The 22,623-nt window shown below is 25.3% G+C and carries 17 protein-coding genes; 13 read left to right on the top strand and 4 right to left on the bottom strand.

Annotated elements, in window-relative coordinates:
• The first annotated feature begins 20 nt into the window (after positions 1-20).
• The 6 genes from HMPREF1092_RS05385 (at position 21) to HMPREF1092_RS05410 (ending at position 11,786) form a co-directional block, all read left to right on the top strand.
• Positions 21-3,488, top strand: a complete 3,468-nt coding sequence (locus HMPREF1092_RS05385) for an AAA family ATPase (protein WP_002597616.1) — start codon at positions 21-23, stop codon at positions 3,486-3,488.
• An 86-nt stretch (positions 3,489-3,574) separates the two neighbouring features.
• Positions 3,575-4,714, top strand: a complete 1,140-nt coding sequence (locus HMPREF1092_RS05390; RefSeq protein ID WP_002597617.1) for a tetratricopeptide repeat protein — start codon at positions 3,575-3,577, stop codon at positions 4,712-4,714.
• A 142-nt stretch (positions 4,715-4,856) separates the two neighbouring features.
• Positions 4,857-6,173: an APC family permease gene (locus tag HMPREF1092_RS05395; RefSeq protein ID WP_002597618.1), complete on the top strand. Its 1,317-nt coding sequence runs from the start codon at positions 4,857-4,859 to the stop codon at positions 6,171-6,173.
• 126 nt (positions 6,174-6,299) lie between these two features.
• Positions 6,300-7,301 (top strand): glycosyltransferase, encoded by a 1,002-nt coding sequence (locus HMPREF1092_RS05400; RefSeq protein WP_002597619.1) that lies wholly within the window; start codon positions 6,300-6,302, stop codon positions 7,299-7,301.
• Positions 7,302-7,464: 163 nt separating this feature from the next.
• Complete coding sequence (locus HMPREF1092_RS05405) at positions 7,465-8,784, top strand: efflux RND transporter periplasmic adaptor subunit (RefSeq protein ID WP_002597620.1); 1,320 nt, start codon at positions 7,465-7,467, stop codon at positions 8,782-8,784.
• Positions 8,784-11,786, top strand: a complete 3,003-nt coding sequence (locus tag HMPREF1092_RS05410) for an efflux RND transporter permease subunit (protein ID WP_002597621.1) — start codon at positions 8,784-8,786, stop codon at positions 11,784-11,786. The genes HMPREF1092_RS05405 and HMPREF1092_RS05410 overlap by 1 nt, the downstream gene beginning before the upstream one ends.
• 55 nt (positions 11,787-11,841) lie before the next feature.
• On the opposite strand, the gene HMPREF1092_RS05415 is transcribed toward HMPREF1092_RS05410, so the two are convergent.
• Positions 11,842-12,315: a threonine/serine exporter family protein gene (locus HMPREF1092_RS05415; RefSeq protein WP_002597622.1), complete on the bottom strand. Its 474-nt coding sequence runs from the start codon at positions 12,313-12,315 to the stop codon at positions 11,842-11,844.
• On the bottom strand, positions 12,316-13,080 hold the full coding sequence (locus tag HMPREF1092_RS05420; RefSeq protein ID WP_002597623.1) for a threonine/serine exporter family protein: 765 nt from the start codon (positions 13,078-13,080) through the stop codon (positions 12,316-12,318). It lies immediately after the preceding gene.
• Between the two features lie 188 nt (positions 13,081-13,268).
• Between HMPREF1092_RS05420 and HMPREF1092_RS05425 the strand changes: the two genes are divergently transcribed.
• From HMPREF1092_RS05425 to ymfI, 4 genes are all read left to right on the top strand, one after another.
• Positions 13,269-14,504, top strand: coding sequence for a serine hydroxymethyltransferase (locus HMPREF1092_RS05425; RefSeq protein ID WP_002597624.1), 1,236 nt, complete (start codon positions 13,269-13,271; stop codon positions 14,502-14,504).
• 105 nt (positions 14,505-14,609) lie between these two features.
• On the top strand, positions 14,610-15,518 hold the full coding sequence (locus tag HMPREF1092_RS05430) for a metallophosphoesterase (RefSeq protein WP_002597625.1): 909 nt from the start codon (positions 14,610-14,612) through the stop codon (positions 15,516-15,518).
• Positions 15,519-15,564: 46 nt separating this feature from the next.
• Positions 15,565-16,476: a dipeptidase gene (locus HMPREF1092_RS05435; RefSeq protein WP_002597626.1), complete on the top strand. Its 912-nt coding sequence runs from the start codon at positions 15,565-15,567 to the stop codon at positions 16,474-16,476.
• A gap of 9 nt (positions 16,477-16,485) precedes the next feature.
• Positions 16,486-17,226 (top strand): elongation factor P 5-aminopentanone reductase, encoded by a 741-nt coding sequence (gene ymfI, locus HMPREF1092_RS05440; RefSeq protein WP_002597627.1) that lies wholly within the window; start codon positions 16,486-16,488, stop codon positions 17,224-17,226.
• A gap of 63 nt (positions 17,227-17,289) precedes the next feature.
• Here the strand turns inward: ymfI and HMPREF1092_RS05445 are convergent, their stop codons facing one another.
• Together HMPREF1092_RS05445 and HMPREF1092_RS05450 are read right to left on the bottom strand one after the other, a co-directional pair.
• The gene (locus HMPREF1092_RS05445) at positions 17,290-18,804 is read right to left on the bottom strand and encodes a HAMP domain-containing sensor histidine kinase (protein ID WP_002597628.1); all 1,515 of its coding nucleotides are present in this window, start codon (positions 18,802-18,804) and stop codon (positions 17,290-17,292) included.
• A complete protein-coding gene (locus HMPREF1092_RS05450; RefSeq protein ID WP_002597629.1) occupies positions 18,804-19,475 on the bottom strand; it encodes a response regulator transcription factor in 672 nt (223 codons plus the stop codon). The genes HMPREF1092_RS05445 and HMPREF1092_RS05450 overlap by 1 nt, the downstream gene beginning before the upstream one ends.
• Before the next feature lie 167 nt (positions 19,476-19,642).
• On the opposite strand from HMPREF1092_RS05450, the gene HMPREF1092_RS05455 reads away from it, so the two are divergent.
• From HMPREF1092_RS05455 to HMPREF1092_RS05465, 3 genes are read left to right on the top strand one after another with little or no spacing between them, the layout of a single operon-like run.
• On the top strand, positions 19,643-20,890 hold the full coding sequence (locus HMPREF1092_RS05455; RefSeq protein ID WP_002597630.1) for a M16 family metallopeptidase: 1,248 nt from the start codon (positions 19,643-19,645) through the stop codon (positions 20,888-20,890).
• A gap of 4 nt (positions 20,891-20,894) precedes the next feature.
• Positions 20,895-21,530 carry a recombination regulator RecX gene (gene recX, locus HMPREF1092_RS05460; RefSeq protein ID WP_002597631.1) on the top strand — a complete coding sequence of 212 codons (636 nt, stop codon included), beginning with the start codon at positions 20,895-20,897 and terminating at the stop codon, positions 21,528-21,530.
• A gap of 12 nt (positions 21,531-21,542) precedes the next feature.
• The gene (locus HMPREF1092_RS05465; protein ID WP_002597632.1) at positions 21,543-22,604 is read left to right on the top strand and encodes a transglutaminase-like domain-containing protein; all 1,062 of its coding nucleotides are present in this window, start codon (positions 21,543-21,545) and stop codon (positions 22,602-22,604) included.
• Positions 22,605-22,623: the final 19 nt, after the last annotated feature.

Consider the following 22,623-nt stretch of genomic DNA (forward strand, 5'->3'; position numbering starts at 1 on the left):
TCAAATGAGGGGAGAAACAAATGATAAAAGATATTAAAAAAGAGTTAAATGAAATGTTAATAGGACAAGAAGAATTAATTAATGAAGTTTGCAATTATTTTTATGATAAGATAGATAAACAAGAAAAAAGTGTAATTTTTATTAAAGGTGAAAAAGATACTGGAAAGAAAGTTTTAGTTAAAAAGCTATTTGAATTATTACATAAAGAAGGAAAAACTAAATCATCAAAAATAGATACTATAGATTTAGGTTCATATAATTTTAAATTTGGATATAATGCATTTTTAACAGATTTATATAGAAGTTTAAATAGTGATTCAGAAGGAATAATTTTTAAAAATGTGAAAAAAGGAAGTAAAGATATCTTAAATTTAATAAATAGTATATATCCTAATAGTTGCTTAAACTTAATGGATAATTACATAATGAAAAATGATATTTTAGTAAGAGCAGAAAATGATGAGAAATCAGATTTTAATCAAATTGTTTGTCACAGTAAATTTTTTATTTTTGTATCAGATGATAGAGATTTAGATATAGAAAAATTATTTGGAAAAGATTATCTAAATAGAGTTGATAGAGTTTTTAAAAGTAAAAGTTTAACTCTTAAAGAAAGATACGAGATAATAAAAAGAATTCTTTCATCAAATATAGAAATGATAAAAGAAAACTATAAAATTGATTTATGGATAAACCTAAATGAAAGTATAGAAGATGGAAAATATGATTTAAGTAAATTTATTTATGAAAGTTTTAGATCAGATGAAGAGTTAGATATAAAAAAATATGTAAATTATACAGTATTAAAGCCAGTTAAAAATCTTATAGTTAGAGAAAGACTTGAAGAGGGAAGTAATCTAATAGTTTATAGAAAAGAAGATAGTATTTATTGTAGTGATGGAAGTGAAGAATATAATTTAAGTAACTATTCAGACACAACATTAGAAGAAGCTAAATATAAATTGAACTCTATAATAGGAGTTAAGGAATTAAAAGATTTCATTGAAAATGTTGAAAATAATGTAAAGGTACAAAAAATAAGAAAAAAATTAGGTTTAAAAGTAACTTCTCCTTCATTAAATATGATTTTTGCAGGTAATGCAGGAACAGGAAAGACAAATGCAGCAAGAGTAACATTTGAATATTTTAATGCATTAGGTCTTTTATCTAATGGAGTATTTAGAGAAGTAAGTAAAAGTGATTTTGTCTCTGAAAATGTAAATGATGCTTCTAAAGTAACAATGGATATTATAGATTCAGCTATGGGAGGAGTATTATTTATAGATGAAGCTTATTCTTTATGTGAAAGTGAAGATGATAAGTGGGGAAAAGAAATAGTAGATGCTTTATTAAAAGGAATAGAAGATAATAGAGAAAATCTTATTGTTATAATGGCTGGATATGAAAAAGATATGGAAAGATTCTTTTCTATAAATCAAGGATTAAAGTCAAGATTCCCAAATACAATTCATTTTTATGATTATACTCCAGAAGAAATGTATGATATTGCTATAAATATTGCAAAAGCAAAAGGTTATGAAATAAATCCAGAAATTAAAAATGAAATAATTGAATTATTTTATAAAAACCAAATATCAGGTAAAAATGATTTAGGTAATGCTAGATTTGTAAGAAATATAGTTGAAAATGCAATAATGGATGCTTCTAAAAAATATATTAGTGGAGAAGGAAAAGGTATAGATGTCCTTGATTTTGAAAACTTTAACTTTAAAGTAAAAACTAAATTTGATTTAGAAAAGAAGCTTTCAGAAATTATAGGGCTTCATAGCGTTAAGAGACTTTTAAGGGATCAATATAAATTAATTATTGCACAAGAAAAAAGAAAATCAGTTGGAATTCATACTGAAATAGACCAAAACTTAAATATGGTATTTGCAGGTAATCCAGGAACAGGAAAAACTAGTATAGCTAGATTAGTAGCAGAAATGCTTAATAGTATTGGACTTCTAAAAACTGGTCAATTAATAGAAACAGATAGAAGTAGCTTTGTAACTGGAGAAAAAGGAAGTACTGCAAAAAGAACAGAAGAAGTGTTTAAAAAAGCTATTGGTGGAGTATTATTTATTGATGAAGCTTATACTCTTGCAAATGATGAACTTGGAATAGAAGCCATAGAAACTTTATTAAAGCTTATAGAGGATTATGGAAATAGCGTAGTTGTTATTTTAGCAGGATATGAAAAGGAACTTGAAGATTTCTTTGATGTAAATATAGGATTAAAATCAAGATTCCCATTATGGACTAAGTTTGAAGATTATAATCCTGAAGAACTTTTAGATATGGCTGTAAAAATTATAAATAATAAAGGCTTTAAGTTATCTAAAAATGGATATGTATGGCTTAAAAAGAGCTTTGAAAATATATATGAAGAATCAGATGCTCAATCAGGAAATGGGCGTATGGTTAGAAACTATGTAGAGAATTTAATTAGAATTCAAAGTATAAGAATTTCAGAAACTGACATAAGTACTTATGATATGAATTTAATAACAGCTAAAGATATAGAAAGTGTCGGAGATTATGCTAGAAATGTAATAGACTTTGATAAGTTAACTTTAAATATAATAGGAAGAGAAAAAGAAAAGAGAATATTTAAAAACATAGCAGAACTAATAAAACTTAGAGAGTTTAGAAGAAAAAAAGGTATATCTGTATCAGCTCCTAAAGACTTAAATATAATTCTTTCCGGAGATGAAGGTTCAGGAAAAAGTATTTTTGCTGAAACTATAAGTGAAGAATTATTTTCTTTAGGTTTAACAAAAACTAAAAACTTAGTAAGAATAAAAGGAATAGAGTTAAGTGAAAAATTAAAAAATAATTCTGTTGATAGTATTTTAGGAAAGAACATAGGAAAAACAGTTTATTTATATAATTTAGATAGCATACTAAAAGATAAAAATGGAGTTTATTATATAAATGAATTAATAGATTTTATGAATAAAAATAGCGGAAAGATAGTACTTATTTTAGGAGGAAAAGAGAAAGAGATAAAAGAACTTCTATATAGAAATACAAAACTTGGTGGAATATTCTTAGAATATATAAGACTTAATGATTATTCAGAAAATGAAATAAAAAATATAGTTATAAATAAATTATCAATTAAAGGATTTTCATTTGATAAAGATGAAATAGAAACTTTAGAAGATTCATTAAGAGAAATTTATAATAATAAAAAGATAAAAATAAAAAATGGGGTATTAGCAGAAAATTATATGGATATTATAACTAAATTACAAGGAATAAGAGTTGGAAAGGATAAGATAACTAATTACTTAAATTCTAAAATAGAGAAAATAGATATATTAGAAGCTAAAGAAGAATTTTTAAACAAATTTACAATTGAAGATTTAGAGTATGAAGAAAAAGGTCATGATTTAGAAAATTTATTAAAATTAAAAGAATTATTAGATTTAAATTTAATAACTAAAGAAGAATTTGTTAATATGAAAAAAGACCTTTTTTAATCATTAAAAATAATAGTATAATATATTTATAAAAAATTAGTTGATTTTATGCGATATATTTAGAAATATGTATGGGAGGTAAAAGCATGGAGGGGTTGGAAAAAGAAATTATAGAGAAAAAAGAAGATATATTAAAAAATATAAGCAATAAAATAAATTTTTTAGAAAGTAAAATACAATATTTAATAGATGAAAATGCAGAATTAAAGAATAAATTAAGGGAAAACAGTTTGGAAAATAAAAAATTAGATTTAATTTTAGAGAAATTAGATATCATTAAAGAATTAAAAAAAGAAAATTATAATGATATTATAAATAAACAATCAGAAGAGCTTTCTTTAGAAAAACATAATTTAGATAGGAAAGAACCAAAAGAAATAGATAAAAGAGATATAAATGGATTATTAAAAGAAGGAGAATATTATTTAGATAGGTATAATAATCATGAAGATCTTATTATATCTATGGATTATTTAGGAGAAGCTTCTGATTTAGGAAGTATAAAGGCAAGCTATCTATTAGGAAATATATATTATGAAAATGAATTTTATAAAGATATAGATTTAGCAATTGAATATTATAAAAGAGCAAGTTTTGGAAGATATGAAGAAGCTATAGAAAAACTAATCCAAATATATGAAAATAAAGGTAATGAAGGAGAGTATATTTATTATCATTATCTGGGAGATATATTCTTTAATGGTGATTTTGTTGAAGAAAATAAAGAAAAATATATGGAATACTACATGATATCAGCTGAAAAAGGTGTAGAAGAAAGTATAAATAAACTTATAAACATATATATTGATTTAGCTACTCAAAATGACCCAGAAGCTTCATTTATGCTTGGAGAAATATATAATATTGGAGAATGGGTAGAAAGAGACGAAGAGGAAGCTTTTGATTGGTATAATAAATCTGAAACTGATGGTAATGAAGAAGGAAGGGTTAAAGCTGGAGAATTAGCTCTTGAAATAGGAGACATTTTATATGAAGAAGAAGATATAAAATGTATTGAATGGTATAGTATTGCTTCAGAAAAAGAAAATAGAGAAGCACAGTATAAGCTAGCTCAATTATTTGAAAAAGGCAACTTTGTTGGAAGAGATGAGGAAAGAGCATTAGAATTATATAAACGTGCTGCTGAAAATGGATATATAAAGGCTTTAACAAAAGTAAAAATAATTAAACCTATGAAAAGTTTATTTAACAAAGAAAGAGATTAGTAAAGAGATTAGTATGGAAAGAAGTAGAAATTTTAAATTTTTACTTCTTTTTTTATTGAATTTATGAACAAAAATTGACAAAAGTCACGAATTTGATACAATTACATTTGTGAGAAAAAGAATAAAAACATAGGAGGATTAAATGGAGGACAGAAATTTAAAAAAAGAAATAAGTCTTTTTATGGCTACCATGCTTGTATGTGGTAATATGATAGGTTCAGGAGTATTTATGTTGCCAGCAACTCTTGCTAGTGTTTCAGGACCATTATCTACAATAATAGCTTGGATAATAACAGCAGGAGGTTCTATATTAATAGCCTTATCATTTGCAAACTTAGGTACTAGATATCCTGAAACAGGAGGAGCATACCAATATACTAAAACAGCATTTGGAGAATTTACTGGGTTTCTAAGTGCATGGCTTTATTGGAATGGTTCTTGGATAGGAAATGCAGCAATAATTGTAACACTAGCAAGTTATAGTGCAGCTGTTATTCCAGTTTTAAATAATCCTCTTGTATCAATAATATATACAAGTGCTATACTTTGGATTTTTACAATAATAAATATAGTTGGAGTTGAAAAAGCAGGAAAATTACAAAGTTTTGCAACAGTTTTTAAAATTTTATTTTTCCTTGTATTCATAGTTATAGCTTTTTTAAATTTTGATTCAGGAAATCTTTTACCATTAATACCAGAAGGAAAAGGATTTAGCACAATTCCATTAGCAGCTACTTCGACTTTATGGGCATTTGTTGGTATGGAAAGTGCAACAGTTACAGCAGGAGAAATAAAAAATCCTAAAAAGAATGTAAGAAAAAGTACAATATATGGAATACTTATTGCATCTGTAATTTATATATTAATAAGCTTAGCTTCTATGGGAGCAATGCCAAATAGTGAGTTAAGCCAAAGTCAAGCACCGCTTACAGATATTCTTTCAAAAATTTTAGGAAGTTCAGTAGGAAAGCCAATAACATTCGCAGTTGTTATTTGTATTTTAGGGACAACTATTGGATGGCTTCTTTCAACTGCACGTGTTGCTTATGCAGCAGGAGAAGATGGAGTATTTCCAAAGTTTTTTGGAAAATTACATCCTAAATACAAAACACCAGCAAATTCATTAATAATTGGATCTGTATTAGTTAATATACTTCTTATAATGAATTATCAGCAAAGTATGGTAGATGCATTTACTTTTATAACAATACTTGCAACACTTTCATTTTTACCTATATATCTTTTAACAGCAGCTGCTGAAATAATGCTTATGTTTAAAGTAGGAGAAGAGTTTAATTTAAAAATATTTATAAAGAGAGCTATAGTTCCTCTTTTAGCTTTTGTGTATTCAATTTGGACAATATATGGTTCAGGGGCAGAAACAGTAATGTGGGGATTCATACTTTTATTATTAGGGGTTCCATTTTATATTTATAATTATCATAAAAATAAAGCTTAGTTAAGAAGTCTATCCATTTAGGATAGACTTTTTTGTTTACTTAATAAAATTAATTAAAACTATTCTAATATAAAATAAGTTTGCATAATTATAGATAACATTAAATTTTTAGTTTTGGAGGAGAAAATGGGGAGAAAAAAATTATCTTTATGTATAATAAGCAAAAATGAAGAAAGTTTAATTGGAAATGCAATAGAGAGTGTAAAAGAAGTTGTAGATGAAATAATATTAATTGATACTGGTTCAAAAGATAAAACAGTAGAGATAGCTAAAAAATTTGGAGCAAAAATTTATAATGAAGATTTTTATTATGATTTTTCAGATATAAGAAATAAAGGAATTGAAAAGGCTAAAGGAGATTGGATATTATTTTTAGACTGTGATGAAAAGATAAAAAATAAATATGATATTTATAAAGCATTAGAAGAAGTTAAAGATGAAGTTTGTATATCAATGAGAGTTTGTAGTTATTTAGATTCCGTAAAAAGGAATGAAAATAATATAATAAGGTTATTTAAAAAAGATGAAAATATAAAATTTGAAGGAAGAATACATGAAAGTATAGAAAAATCTGTAATAGAAAATTTCGGAATAGATAAAATTAAATACACTGACTTAGAAATCCAACATTATGGTAGTGATAAAAAGATAGTTGACGTAAAAGAAAAACTTAGAAGAAATTTAAAAGTATTTTCTTTAATGGGAGATGAAGAAAAAGATTGTAAATATTATTTTGATATAGGAAATGAATATGGCAGAATGTTTGATTTTGAACTTGCATTAGAAAATTATGATAAAGCATTTGAAATATATGATTCTAATAAGTTATTTAAAGCTAGTCTTATTTTGAATAAAGCTAAAGCTATGCATAAGCTAGGTTTATTTGATATGGAAATAGAATTTTTAGATAAAAGCATAAAAGAATATGAAGATTTTAAAGATCTATATTTTTTAAAATGTCTTTGTGAAGTTCAATTAGGTAATTTTAAAATTGCAAATGAAAGTTTAGAAAAATATATGGAATTAGAGAAAAATATAAAATATCCATCAAGTGAATTTGAACGAGTTATTGATATTAAAAGTTTTTATGACAATATAAAAGAAATATCATCTGTTGTTAAATTTTAAAAAAACAAGTCTTAAGAATATTAAATTCTTAAGACTTTTTCAAATTAATACAAATTTATCATAATTTTTTAAAAAATATATTTTTAAATTCAATAAATTTGAAAAAAGTGGTATACTAATAATGAACAAAAGGTAAATAAAAGATGAATAAGAGGTAAACGTTATGGGGAAGAAAAAGATATTGGGAATACTTATTTCTATTGGTTTGATTGGTAGCTTTACATGGACTTATATAAATAGAGTAAATGAAAAGAATACAAGAGAAGTAGAAACTAATAGAGATACAGCAGTATTAGTACAAAAAATTGGACAATCATCTTATGGGGATAAAATAAAATATTCAGGAAAACTTTCTTATGGAGAAGAACAAAAAATAATGTCTATATTAGATTCAAAAGTAGTTTACGTAGGCGTTAAGGAAGGTGACTATGTAAAAAAAGGTGACATAATATTAAAATTTGATTCTTCAGATATAGATAAAAACTTAGAAAAAGTTAAATCTAGTTATTCAGAAGCCTTAAATAAAGGAAAAGAAAGTTTAAAAAAATTAGATGGATTAAAGGATAATCTTAAAGCTAATGAAGATGAATTAAAAAAATTAAAAGAATCTAAGGAAAAATTAGAATCTGAAATAAAAGAATTAGAAAATAGTTTAAATAATTTAGAAGAGAAAAAAGATGAAATTTCAATAGAAGAATATGAGAAGTTAAAAGAAGAAAAAAATAAAGAAAATATAAAAAAGAAATCTGAACTTTTAAAAGTTTCAGCAGAAATTAAAACAAAAGAAGTAGAAATATTAGCTCTTAAAAAATCTGTACAAGGAATAGATAAAATAGATTTAGGAGCTTTAGAGGGTAATGGGAATAATAAAGTTTATGAGCAAATAGAAAAGCTAAAAGAAAGTTATACAATTAAAGCCGGAATAGATGGAAAAATAACTAATTTAAATGCTTTTTTAAATGAAAAAATAGAAAATAAAATGCTTCCAGCAGTTACTATTTCTAATGAAAATGTGTTAGAAATGAAGTTTGGAGTTGATGAAGAATATTTATCTAATTTTAAAGTTGGGGACAAGATAGAGGTTCAAATAGAAGGTGAGAAAGAAACATATAAAGATATTGGAGTTGTAAAAAAGATTGATAGAAAAAGTGATCTTAGAACAGGACAATATAATGTATATTTAGAGATAAAAAATAATGGAAATTATAAAATAAATGATTATGTAAGCTTCTTTTTACAGAATAATTCAAATGTATCAAATGATATGATAAGTAAAAACTGTATTATTAGAGAAGGAGATAAAACTTTTGTTTATGTAGTAAAAGATAATATAGTTAATAAAAAAGAAGTAAAAACTGGAGAAGAAGGAACTCATAAAATAAGAATAAAAGAAGGACTTTCCACAGATGATTTAGTTATAGAAAAAGGAAAGGAATATGTAAAAGAAGGACAAAAAGTAAATATTGTGGAGGGTGAAAAATAATGAAAATTTCGGAATTTAGCATTAAAAGGCCAATCACAATATTTATGGGAATAGTAGCTTTACTTATATTTGGGATAGTTTCATATTCAAGATTAAATTTAGATATGTTACCTACTATGGATGTGCCTATAATACTCGTTAATACTCAATATATTGGAGCTGGACCAACTGATGTAGAAGGAGAAGTTACAAAGCCTTTAGAAAATGTAATAAGTACAGTATCAAATGTAGAAAATGTAAAATCAATATCAAGAGAAGGAATGTCAACAATAATAATTCAATTTGCAGATGGAACAGATATGAATTTTGCTTCTTTGGAATTAAGAGAAAAAGTTGATATGATAAAAGAACTATTACCTAAAGAAATTATTCAGCCCATGATAGTTCAAATGGATCCTTCCATGATGCCAATAATGAATTTAGGTGTAAGCTTTAAAGGAGATAGAAACGATAAAATAGGAAATTTTGCTGATGAAGTTTTGAAAAATTCTATTGAAAGTGTAGAAGGAGTAGCTTCAGTAGATATATCAGGAAATGTGAAAAAAGGAATAAAAATAGAAGTAGATAATGATAAGTTATCTTCAAACGGAATAAACATACAAAGTCTAATAGCGGCTATAAAAAGTGAAAATGTCAATATTCCTATAGGAAGTATTGTTGAAGGTGATTATGGTGTATTAGTAAGAACTTCTAATAGTATAAAAAATTTAGATGATATAAAAAATATAAGAATAAAAACAAATTCAGGAGAAGTAGTAAAATTATCAGACATAGCTAATATAGGTTATGAAGATAAAAAAGAAGAATCTTTTTCAAAAATAGATGGAAATGATGCATTAATATTAACTATACAAAAGGAAAGTACAGCAAATACAGTTGATGTATCTAGAAAAATAAATAAAAAATTAGAAGAATTAAAAGAAAAGAATAGTGATTTAGAAGTAATAAAAATTATTGACCAAGGTGAAATAATTGAATTCATGGTAAGTGCAGTAAAGAAAAATGCAGTTATAGGAGGTATCCTTGCAATAATAGTATTATTGCTTTTCTTAAAGGATATAAGAACTACAATAATAATGGGAATATCAATTCCAATTTCTATAGTTTGGACTTTCGTTATGGTTTATTTTAGTGGATTAACACTAAATATGATATCTCTAGGAGGAATAGCATTAGGAATTGGGATGCTTGTTGATAACTCGATAGTAGTTATAGAGAGTATATATAGGTATAAGAAGCTAGGATATAATAATAGTGAAGCTGCTTTATATGGAACAAAAGAAGTTTCAAAGGCTATTATAGCTTCTACAATAACATCTATATGCGTATTTTTACCAATTGTATTTGTTCAAGGAATTGCAGCAGATATATTTAAAGAAATGGCGTTAACAGTTACATTCTCTTTAATATCCTCTTTAATAGTATCATTTACATTAGTGCCAGTATTAGCAAGTAAACTTCTTAAAAATGATTCTTTAAATAAAGAAAATAAAACAGTAGAAAAATTAAAAAAACTATATGAAAAAGCATTAATATACTCTTTAGATAAAAGAAAAAATATAATAGGATTAGTTGTTTTATTTATAATATTAGGAGGAATAGCATTTTCAGGTGTTGGAATAGAATTTTTCCCAACATCAGATCAGGGGATAGTAAATGTAAAGTTAGAAACTCCAAATGGAACTTTAAATAACATATTAAAAGAAGAATCTTTAAAATTAGCTGATGAAGTAAAGGAAGTAGATGGAGTAGCAAATGTTTCTTTAAAAGGAAAAGATAATACTGCAAGTATGTCTATTTTATTAGATAAAAATAGAAAGAAAAGTGATAAAGAAATTGCAAGAGATATAAGAAAAGTATTATCTGATGTTCCAGGAGTAAAAGTTGAAGTTAGCACAGGAGGAACTCAAATGTCACAAGGTTCTCCAATTTCAATTAGTGTTAAAGGTGCTGATTTTAATGTATTAGAAGAAGTATCAAATGAAGTTTTAAAAAGAATGGAAACTATAAGTGGAATAGAAAATATAAAATCAACTAATAGTGATAAATCAGAAGAAATAAAAATTTCTATAGATAAAGAAAAGAGTGCTAAATATGGATTAAATGCTTTAACTATATCTCAAAGTATAAGTGGATACTTTAAAAATACAAGAGTTATGAATTTAAGAATAGATGACTCTAATTATGAAGTATATATATCACCAATTTCTAATAAGAATCCTGATTTAGAATCATTAAAAGAAGTAACAGTAACTTCAATTACAGGAAGTAAAATTCCACTTCTACAGATATGTAAAATAGAAAGAGGAGAAGGATTTTCAGAAATATATAGAACTGATGGATTAAGAGAAGTTACAATTAGTGCAGGATTAGATGGAAAACCACTTAATGAAGCTGTAAAGGAAATAAAAAATAGTTTAAATGATTATAATATTCCACAAGGATATGAAATAGTTTATGGTGGAGAAATAGAGCAAATGAAAGATGCATTTTCTCAAATGGCATTAGCTTTAATTTTAGCTGTACTATTAGTTTATATGGTAATGGCAGCCCAATTTGAGTCTTTAATAAATCCATTTATAATTATGTTCACAGTTCCTTTAGCATTTATAGGAGCTATAATTGTATTATTTTATACTGGAGTAACAATAAGTATTCCAGCTATGATTGGATTTGTAATGCTAACAGGGATAATAGTAAATAATGGGATAGTTTTAATAGATTTTATAAATAAAGAAAAGGAAAAGGGAATAGATACTAGACAAGCTATTATAAACTCAGGAAAAACAAGATTACAGCCAATATTAATGACTGCATTAACTACAATAATTGGATTACTTCCAATGGCTCTTGGAATAGGAGAGGGAAATGAAATTCAATTACCTCTTGCTATGACAGTTATAGGTGGACTTACAATAGGAACTTTATTAACTTTAATAGTAATTCCAGTTGTATATTCTATATTTGAACAAATAGCTAAAAAATTTAAAAGAAAAAAATAAATAAAATAAAACTCTACAATAATAAAAGTTGTAGAGTTTTTTATTTATTAAATTTTTATTTATTATTAGAAATATTTTCTTTTTTTAATAATTTTTTATGTTTTTTAGAATAATAATGCCTTGTTATAGTTGATACAAATAGCGTTCCAAGAGCTAAAGAACCAGCACTTGATAATGTATCAATAGCTAAATCTAAAGCCTTTAATGTATCTCCAGTTACGGCTGCGTGCATTGTATAATACATACCAGAACCAGGAACAAGTGGAATAAGAGCACAAATAACAAGAGTAGTTACTGGAGTTTTTAATTTCCTTGCCAAAATTTCTGAATATGTACTAAAACAAACAGCTGATATAAACATTGCAAAAGATGTAGAAGGGTCAAATAAAAGACAAAATTTATATACAAACCAACTTAATCCTCCAGCAATTGAAGCGAAAAATAAATTTCTTCCTTTTATATTAAATACCACTCCAAATCCTATTGTAGAAATAAAAGCGAAAATACTTTGAACTATTACATTTTCCATCTAAATCCCTCCAAATATCCTAATCCAAAGGCTAAGAACCATACCTGTTCCAACAGCTATAGAAACAGCAACTAGTACAGCCTCAAAAGCTTTTGTAATTCCTGCTAAAAAGTCACCAGCTATTGTATCTCTAATAGCATTTGTTATTGCAAGACCAGGAACTAATAGCATTATACTACCTATTATAGTTTTATCAATTTCATTTACGAAACCTAAGTTCATAGCTATTATAGCTAATAAAGCTGATACACCAGCACAAATTAAATTTATGAAAAAATCATTTATTTGAAGTTTATAAAATTTAATAGAAAGTATTTTTATAAATCCCCCAATAAAAAATGTAACTGCAAAATCATTCCAATTTCCACCAAATAGCCAAGAAAAACAAGCAGCGGCTAAGGCTGAAAAGAAAATAGTTGTTGGGTCTGAATATCTTTTTTCCTCACTAATTTTTTCTAATTCTTTTTCTATAAAATCAAAGTCTGGAGAATTGCTTGTTATATATCTTGAAAGTGCATTAATTTCTTCGATTCTATGCAAATTTACTCCTCTAGAAGAAATTCTTGTAACTAATGAATATGTTTGATTATTTGCACAAATTGAAACCATTATTCCTGTTGGAGTAACAAAGCTTTCAGCAGAATCTATATCATATGAATTACATATACGGCATATAGTTTCTTCGACTCTATAAGTTTCAGCTCCACTTTGAAGCATTAATGTTCCAGCTCTAATAGAAAGTTTAAGCAATTTATTTATATCCATAATAATATACCTCCAAAATTCATACACTTTTAATATTACAACATATAAATGTATTTTCATAGAAAAATAAATTTATTTGAAAAAGAATTAGTTAATATAAAAAAAACAATATAAATTTTTAAAATATATTGAAAGATTTTACTTGAGCAACTATAATTTTATAAAAAAGTATATTTTGGGGTGATAAAATGAATTTTGAAAAAATAAGGAAAACTGATAAAGAAATTTACAGTTTAATAGAAGAAGAATTAGATAGACAAGAAGAAGGAATAGAACTTATAGCTTCAGAAAATTTTACTAGTGAAGCTGTTATGGAAGCAATGGGGTCATATTTAACTAATAAATATGCTGAAGGATATCCACAAAAAAGATATTATGGTGGATGTGAAGTTGTAGATAAAATAGAGCAAATAGCTATAGATAGAGCAAAAAAATTATTTGGAGCAGAACATGCTAATGTTCAACCACATTCAGGTTCACAAGCTAATATGGCTGTTTATTTTACAGTTTTAAATCCAGGAGATACGGTATTAGGAATGGATTTAAGTCATGGTGGTCATTTAACACATGGTTCAAAAGTAAATTTTTCAGGAAAATTATTTAATTTTGTTTCTTATGGAGTAAATAAAAAAACTGAAATGATAGATTATGAAGAAGTTAGAAAAATAGCTTTAGAAAATAAACCAAAACTTATAATAGCAGGGGCTAGTGCATATCCAAGAGTTTTAGATTTTAAAAAGTTTAAAGAAATAGCAGATGAAGTAAATGCTTATTTAATGGTTGATATGGCACATATTGCAGGATTAGTAGCAGCTGGAATTCACCAATCTCCAGTACCATATGCAGATTTTGTAACAACTACAACACATAAAACATTAAGAGGACCTAGAGGTGGACTTATTTTATGTAAAGAAAAATTTGCAAAAGATTTAAATAAAAATATATTCCCAGGTATGCAAGGAGGTCCTTTAATACATGTAATAGCAGGGAAAGCAGTATGTTTTAAAGAAGCTTTAGAACCTAGTTTTAAAGAGTATGCTAAGAATGTAGTTGAAAATTGTAAAGTTCTAGGAGAAGAATTAGTTAAAAAAGGTTTTAAACTTGTATCAAATGGAACAGATAATCATCTTATTTTAGTTGACTTAACTAATAAAAATGTTACAGGAAAAGAAGTTGAAAATCTTTTAGATAAAATAGGAATAACTTTAAATAAAAATACTGTTCCAAATGAAACAAGAAGTCCTTTTGTAACTTCAGGAGTTAGAATAGGAACAGCAGCAGTTACAACAAAAGGATATACAACAGAAGATATGAAAGAAATAGCATCAATAATAAATGCTGCAATAGAAAATAAAGATGGAGGTTTAGAAGAATTAAAGATTAGAGTAAAAAAATTAAGTTCTAAACATCCAATGTATAAATAAGTTTAAAAAGACCGATCAAATTTTGATTGGTCTTTTTTTATAGCAATGTTCCTAAAATAAGAAAAAGAATATATTATATTATAAAAAATTTATAGGAATGAGGTTATGGGTGCTAATAGACTTTTAAAATTAACTAAGACTTGTAAAAAAATAAATATAGATAAAGAAAGTAAAATTGTATTAATGAGTGATGTTCATAGAGGAGATGGAGGAAGTAGTGATAGTTTAATAGGAAATAAAAATATATATCTTTCAGCGCTTAGATATTATTATAAAGAAGATTATACTTTAATAGAAATAGGTGATGGAGATGAATTATGGAAAAATAAAAATTTCATAGATATAGGCTATATTTATAAAGAAGTTTTTAGAATGCTAAATAGATTTAATACAAAAAACAAACTATATATGCTTTATGGAAATCACGATAAGAAAAAAAATAGTAAAAAATTTATAGAAAAACAAAAAAAACTTTTTAAAAAGATAGATAAGGATTTTGGAAAAGACTGTTTAAATTTAATAAATAATATTGAATTTCTAGAAGCTTTATCTTTAAAATATATTCATAATGGAAAAGAAATTTTTTTAGCACATGGACACCAGCTTGATTTTATGAATGATGAATTAGAATTGGTAAGTAGATTTTTAGTAAGATATTTATGGAGATTTTTAGAAGGGGTGGCAGGTTTTAAGGAGCCAATATCATCTGCTAAAAATTATAAAAAAGGAAGTAAAGTAGATAAAAAATTAAATGATTTTGCTAATAAAAATAAAAAGATGATTATATGTGGACATACTCATAATGTAAAATTTCCTGAAGTAGGAAAAGGTCTTTATTTTAATGATGGATGTTGTGTAAATCCAGGTATAATAACTAGTTTAGAGATAAATAATGGGCTTATTACACTTATTAAATGGAGTATAGAAGTAAATGAAAATAACAATCTTTATATAAAGAGAGGAATCATAGATGGACCTGAAAGAATTGGCGATTATTTGAAATATACAGATTAAAAAACTATAATAAATTAAAAGAACATATTTATAGGAGGAAAAAGATATGAAGTTTATAGATTTACACTGTGATACAGCTAGCAGATTATTTTATGAAAAAAATTTAGAGTTAAAGGATAGCATATGTAAAGTTGATATAAATAAATTAAAAAAAGGGGACGCTTTAATGCAAATGTTTGCTTTCTTTATAGATTTAGGAGAAATAAAAAGAAGTCCTTTAGATGAATTTTTAGCTATGTATGATAACTTTAAAATTCAATTAGAAAAAAATAAAGATAGTATAGAATTATTTAATGGAAAAATAGATTTAAACAAATTATATGCTTGTCTTACAATAGAAGAGGGAGAAGTATTAGAAGGAAATCCTTACAATGTAGAAAAAATAAGTGATATGGGAATAAAAGCAGTTACACTTACTTGGAATTATGAAAATAGCATAGGATATCCAAACTTTAATTTTGTTCATAAAGACAAAGGATTAAAAAAGACAGGATTTGATATTGTTGATGAATTAGAAAGATTTAATATAATACCAGATTGTTCTCATTTATCAGATAGAGGATTTTGGGATTTAATAGAGCATTGTAAAAAACCATTTGTAGCTACTCATTCTAATGCGAGAGCTATTCAAAATCATCCAAGAAATTTAACAGATGAAATGATAAAAGCTTTAGGAAATAAAGGTGGAATAACAGGAATAAATTTCTGTAGTGATTTTGTTGCTGATTCAGAAATAACAAAAGTAAAAGATTTAGTTCGCCATATGAGCTATATAAGAAATAAAGGTGGAATAGATATTTTAGCTTTAGGAAGTGACTTTGATGGAATAGAAAATGAAGTCGAAGTTAAAGATTGTAGTTATATGGAAATATTAATAGATGAAATGAAAAAAGAAGGTTTTACGGTAAATGACATAGAAAAAGTATTCTATAAAAATGCAATGAGAATCTTTAAGTAGGAGAGCAGAATGGGAAAATTAACTGGAAAAGTAGCTATAATAACAGGAGCAACAAAAGGGATAGGTTTAGGCATAACTAAAGCTTTTTTAGATGAAGGAGCTATGGTTTTAGGAACTTATTCTAAAGATGAAAAGAGTAAAATTAAAGCTGAACAAGAATTAGAAAACTTTAAAGGAAATGTAAGATTTTTTAAAGCTGATATAAGTGATTTCAGCTTATCAAGTGAGATATGTAATAAAGCAAAAGAATATTTTGGAAAAATAGATATCTTAGTAAATAATGCAGGAATAAGCAAAATAGGTCTTTTTATGGATTCTACAAAGGAAGATATAGAAAATTTATTTAACATAAATCTTTTAGGTCCTATATATTTAACTAAAGAAGTAGTAAATCATATGATATCTACTGGAGGATCTATTTTAAATATATCATCTATATGGGGAGACTGTGGAGCATCTTGTGAAACTTTATATTCTGCTAGTAAAGGTGGAATAAATCTTTTTACTAAAGCATTAGGAAAAGAACTTGCTATGGCAAATATAAGAGTTAATGCTATTGCTCCAGGAGTTATTAATACTGATATGAATTCTTTTCTAAATGAAGAAGAAAAAGAAGAATTAAATGAAGAAATTCCAATGGGAAGGTTTGGAGAAACATCTGAAATTGGTAAATTGGCAGTGTTTTTATGTAGTGATGATTCTTCATATATAACTGGTCAAATAATAAAAGCAGATGGTGGAATGATATAAAAAAATAAGACAAAAGTCTAATTACTTTTGTCTTATTTTTTATAATTTTATGTTTTAAATATATTAATCAACTTGTTCTAAAGGAGCTTTAATAGTAAATAAAACACCTTCTTCTACGCTTCTTAAATCATAGTCAAATTTGTGCAAATCTAATATATTTTTTACTATTGCTAATCCTAAACCAGCACTATTTTTTTCACGATTACCTGATTTATCTAGTCTATAAAATTTATTGAAAAGATTGTCATATTCATTTTCAGGAATAAAAGCATTTGTATTTAATAATTTAATAATAACAAAATTGTCATCAGTAGATTCAATAGAAAGCTTTATTTCTGAATTTTCAGGAGTATATTTTATTGCATTAGACATTAAATTTGTTAAAACTTGATTTAATTGAAGAACATCTCCTTTTATATATGAATACTCATTTTTAGGTATAAACTCTAAAGATAAATTTTTTTCTAAACATTCTAAAGAAAAAGTATTAATAATTTTTTTTGCTAATCTGTTTATATTAAATATTTCAAATTGTGGAGTAACTGCACCAGATTCTAATTTTGATAATTGGAGCATATTAGAAACTAATTTACCCATTTTTTGTGATTCATCTATTATTATTTGTAAATATTCATCTCTGTCTTCGCCTTTTACTACTCCATCTTTTATTCCTTCTGCATAACCTTCAATTATTCCTATTGGAGTTTTAAGTTCATGACTAACACTTGCAATAAAATCTTTTCTCATAACTTCTAGTTGTCTTTCTTTTTCAATATCTTTTTCAAGCTTTAAATTCTTTTCTTTTAATTCACTTAAAGTAGATTCTAGTTTTTCAGAAAGAAAATTAAAAGTTTTAGCTAAGTTTCCAATTTCATCTTCTTTTTTTATATTACATCTTTCAGAAAAATCCATTTCGCTCATTTTTTTTGCAACATTATTTATTTGGATAAGTGGGCGAGAAATTTGTCTACTATAACAATAAGATAAAAGTATAGAAAGTATTATAGCTCCTATAAAAATATAAATATAAAATTCACTAATAATATTACTAGCTTCTAAAATAGGTTGAATTGAGGATACACAAAGTATTATAGAATCATTATTAGAATTAGTGGATATAGCAGAAGCAATTCCTATATTTTGACCTTCTATACCAGAAAAATGAGTTGAAACAGTTTTATTTTGTGAAAGTATATTATAAAGAACAGATTTATTTTTTAATATATCTGAACAAAAACTTTTTAATATTGTTAAATCATGTTCATCAGTATAAGATTCACCTGGTATAAATTTTAATTCTCCATTAAGCGAAAATATTGCAATTTTAGCGCCATTTACATCTTCAAAATTTTTTAAAGCAGAATATAATTGCATATTATTTGATAAATGTCCAGTATACTCATATTTAAATTTATTTATTGCTGTTATTAAACTATCTGTTTTCTTTTTTTCATAAAAGCTCTCAAATATAAAAGTTTGAGCTACAAGGATTAATATTAATAAAGTTACTAATATAAAAAAAGTTATAAAAAATATTTTTTTTGATAAAGAAAGTTTTTTAGATAATGAGAACTTCATTATTTCACCTCAAATTTATAGCCACTGCCACGAACAGTAACTATAGAAGAAGATTTATCAGATAATTTTTCTCTTAATCTTTTAATATTAGTATCTACAGTTCTTATATCTCCGTAATAATCAATCCCCCATACATGATCTAATATATTGTCTCTTGAAAGAGCAATTCCTTCGTTATCAGTTAGATAAACAAGAAGTTCATATTCCTTTGGTGAAAGTAAAATCTCTTTATCATGTATATAAACTTCATGAGATAGCTTGTTTATAAGTATGCCATTAAAATTTTTAGTACTTGAATCAACTTGTGTTCTAGTTCTTTTAAGTAAAGCCTTAGCTTTAGCTAATAATACTTTAGGACTAAATGGTTTAGTCATGTAATCATCTGCGCCAAATTCATATCCTTGAAGTTTATCTTCCTCTTCACTTTTAGCAGTTAATAAAATAACTGGAATAGTTGAAACCTTTCTTATTATTTCTAAAAATTCTAGTCCATTCATTTCAGGCATCATAATATCTAATATAATAATGTCTACTTTGTTTTCTCTAAAAAGTTTAAGACCTTCAGCACCATTATTTGCTTCTAAAACATCAAAGTTTTCACTAAGAAAATAGTCGCGTATTAAAAATCTAATTTTTATTTCATCTTCAATTATTAGCACTCTATTCCCCATAAAAAAACCTCCTAATTAAATATAGTATTAATTACATTATATATAAAAAAAATACCTTGTAAAACATATGTTTTTATAAACTGCTTTAGGTTTTATCATTTTTGTAGTAAAATACATAAAAAGATATTATATTTAAACTGACAATAAAACTGTAATGGGAGTGGGATATGATTAAGTTAAATTTTGATATAAAAAAACATAAATTGGAGAATGGATTAGAAGTAATAACAGTTAAGAAAGACACGCAAATAGGTGCTATAAATATAGGATTTAAAATAGGAGCAATGTTTGAAAGTATAAGAGAAAAAGGAATAAGTCATTTTGTAGAACATATGCTTTTTAAGGGAACTAAGAATTTAAACAATGAAGAACTTAATAGAGAATTAGAATCTTTAGGTGGGGAGTATAATGCATACACAGATTATGATGCTACTGTATATACTATAGGTTGTTTAGAGGAAGAAATGGAAAATGCAACAAAATTGTTAGGAGATATGGTTATAAATTCTGTTTTTGAAGAAGAAGAAATAGAAAAAGAAAGAAGTGTTATTTTAGCAGAACTTAGAACTGGAAGAGATGATATAGAAGATTTAAGTTTTAAAAAGACAAATGAAATAGCATTTGAAAAGGGATATTTAAAATGGGAAGTTATAGGACTTGAGGAAAATGTCAAAGCTTTTAACAGAGATGATATAGTAAATCATTTTAATAAATTTTATGTCCCAAGCAATGCAATAGTTACAATAGTTACTTCACTTGAACATGAAGATGCATTAAATATGATAAAAAGATCATTTTCAAATTGGGAAGACAAAAAAGTAAATAAAATATCTCCTATAAAAGAAAAAAATAAATGTATAAGAAAAATAAGTTATAAAGATGATATAGAGCAAAGCACTATAATTTATTTATATACTTTTGATGATTTATCAAAAGAAGATGAATTACCTCTTAGAATTTTAAATCATAGATTAGGAGAAAGTTCAAATTCAATTCTTTTTAGAGAAGTTAGAGAAAATAGAGGATATGCTTATGATATATTTACACATTTAGATATAAGCAAAGATTCAAAAAGTCTTTATATCTACACTTCTGTAGGAGATGAAGATGTTGAAAAAACAGAAAAAGTAATAGATTCTATTATAGAAGATATTACAAATGGTAAAATAACTTTTAATGATAGAGATTTAGATATAATGAAAAAAGTTCATAAAACTGCTGTAATAAGCACTTTAGAAGATTCATCAGAGCTTTGCAATTATATTCTTCATCAAGAATTATCAGAAGAAGATTTATTAGAATTTGTTAAGGACATGAATAGATTAAATCTAATTAAAAAGGAAGAAATACAAAAGGTTGGAAGTAAAGTGTTGAAAAGTCCAACAGTTCATATATTAAGAAGAAAAGAGGACTAAACTTTTGGGGAAAATAACAAAATTAGAAGAGGGAAAAAGAAATAAAAATAGAGTAAATGTATATATAGATAATAACTTTTCATTTGCTATGGATTTAGAACTAATTTATAAAATGGGTTTAAAAGTAAATTCTGAAATAAATGAAGATGAAATTAGAGAAATAGCAGAAAAAGAAGGTTTTTCAAAATGTAAGGAAAGTGCAATTAGGGCAATAGAGAGAAGTTATAAAACAGAAAAAGAACTTAGAAATAAATTACATGAAAAAGAATTTTCAGATGAACAAATAGACTATGCAATAGATTTTCTAATAAAATATAATTTTTTAGATGATGTAAAGTATGCAAGAATGTATGTAAAAGATAAACTTTTTAATCAAGGAAAAAATAAAATAAGATTTTCACTTGAAAGAAAAGGTATAAGCAGAGATATAATAGAAGATATTTTTCAAGAATTTGATAATGGAGAAGAATTAGAAAGAGGTTTATATCTTTGTGAAAAAAAATATAACTTATTAAAGAAAAGAGAGACAGATAAATATAAATTAAAAGATAAATTATTTAGATATTTAGTAGGAAGAGGTTATGATTTTTCAACATCAAAGGAAATAATAAATAAAATACTAAATGATAATGAATACTAAAATGGAGGAATAATGGAAGGAAATATACCGATATTAATATGTTTAATTGTAATATTATTACCAGCATTAAAAGCCGCATACAATTCCTTAAGAATAAAAGAATTTGATTATGTATTAAATGAAGTTACAGGAAGTTTTTCATTAATAGTATCTATATTTATAATATTTAATTTTTTTAAACCATTAAATAATTGGATAAATACTTTTGTATCTAGTTTAGACTTAAGCCATATTATAGAGTATTTATTAAAAATGGGACTACTTATAGGAAGCTTTTTAGTAATTAATTCAATTTTATATAATCTTTTTAGAATAATAAATAGATTTTTAATTTGGAAACAGATAGAATTTTTAGAGGACAAAGGTTTTTTTAGATTTATAATATCTACTTTTCTTGGAGCTATAAAAGGTTTTTTAACATTAATTCTTATATTTATAGCGATTATCTTTATAAATAAAAGTGGAGTAATAGATAAACAAATAAATATTTTTAATAATATAAGAGTTTATAATATATTAGAACAAAATGTTGATACACAAAAAATAAGCGAAATAAAAAGTGGGCTTATAAAAGATTCTAATATTCCTACAATTGTTTATTATAATGGAGTCACATTATCACAAGGGGTAAAAAGTGATTCTGCTATAAATGAAAAAGCATTAGAAATAACTAGAAATGCAAAAACAGATTTAGAAAAAGCGAGAATAATTTATGCTTGGATAGGAAGTAACATAACCTATGATGATAAAAAAGCAGAAGAAGTTATGAATGGAGATAAAAATGTTAAAAGTGGAGCAATAGTAGCCTTTAATACAAGAACAGGAATTTGCTTTGACTATGCATGTCTTTATGTAGCAATGGCAAGAGCTGTAGGTTTACCTGTAAGGCTTATTACTGGAACAGCATTTAATGGAAAAGAATATATAAGTCATGCATGGAATCAAGTATATATAAAAAGTTTAGGTAAATGGATAAATGTTGATCCAACTTTCTATAAAGCAGGAGATTACTTTAATAATAGCAATTTTAATGCAGATCATAAAGAAGAAAGTATAGCAGGACAATGGAATTAAAAAAAAGATTAGGAGAGTT

It is taken from the genome of Clostridium thermobutyricum (assembly GCF_000371465.1).
GTDB lineage: Bacteria > Bacillota > Clostridia > Clostridiales > Clostridiaceae > Clostridium > Clostridium thermobutyricum.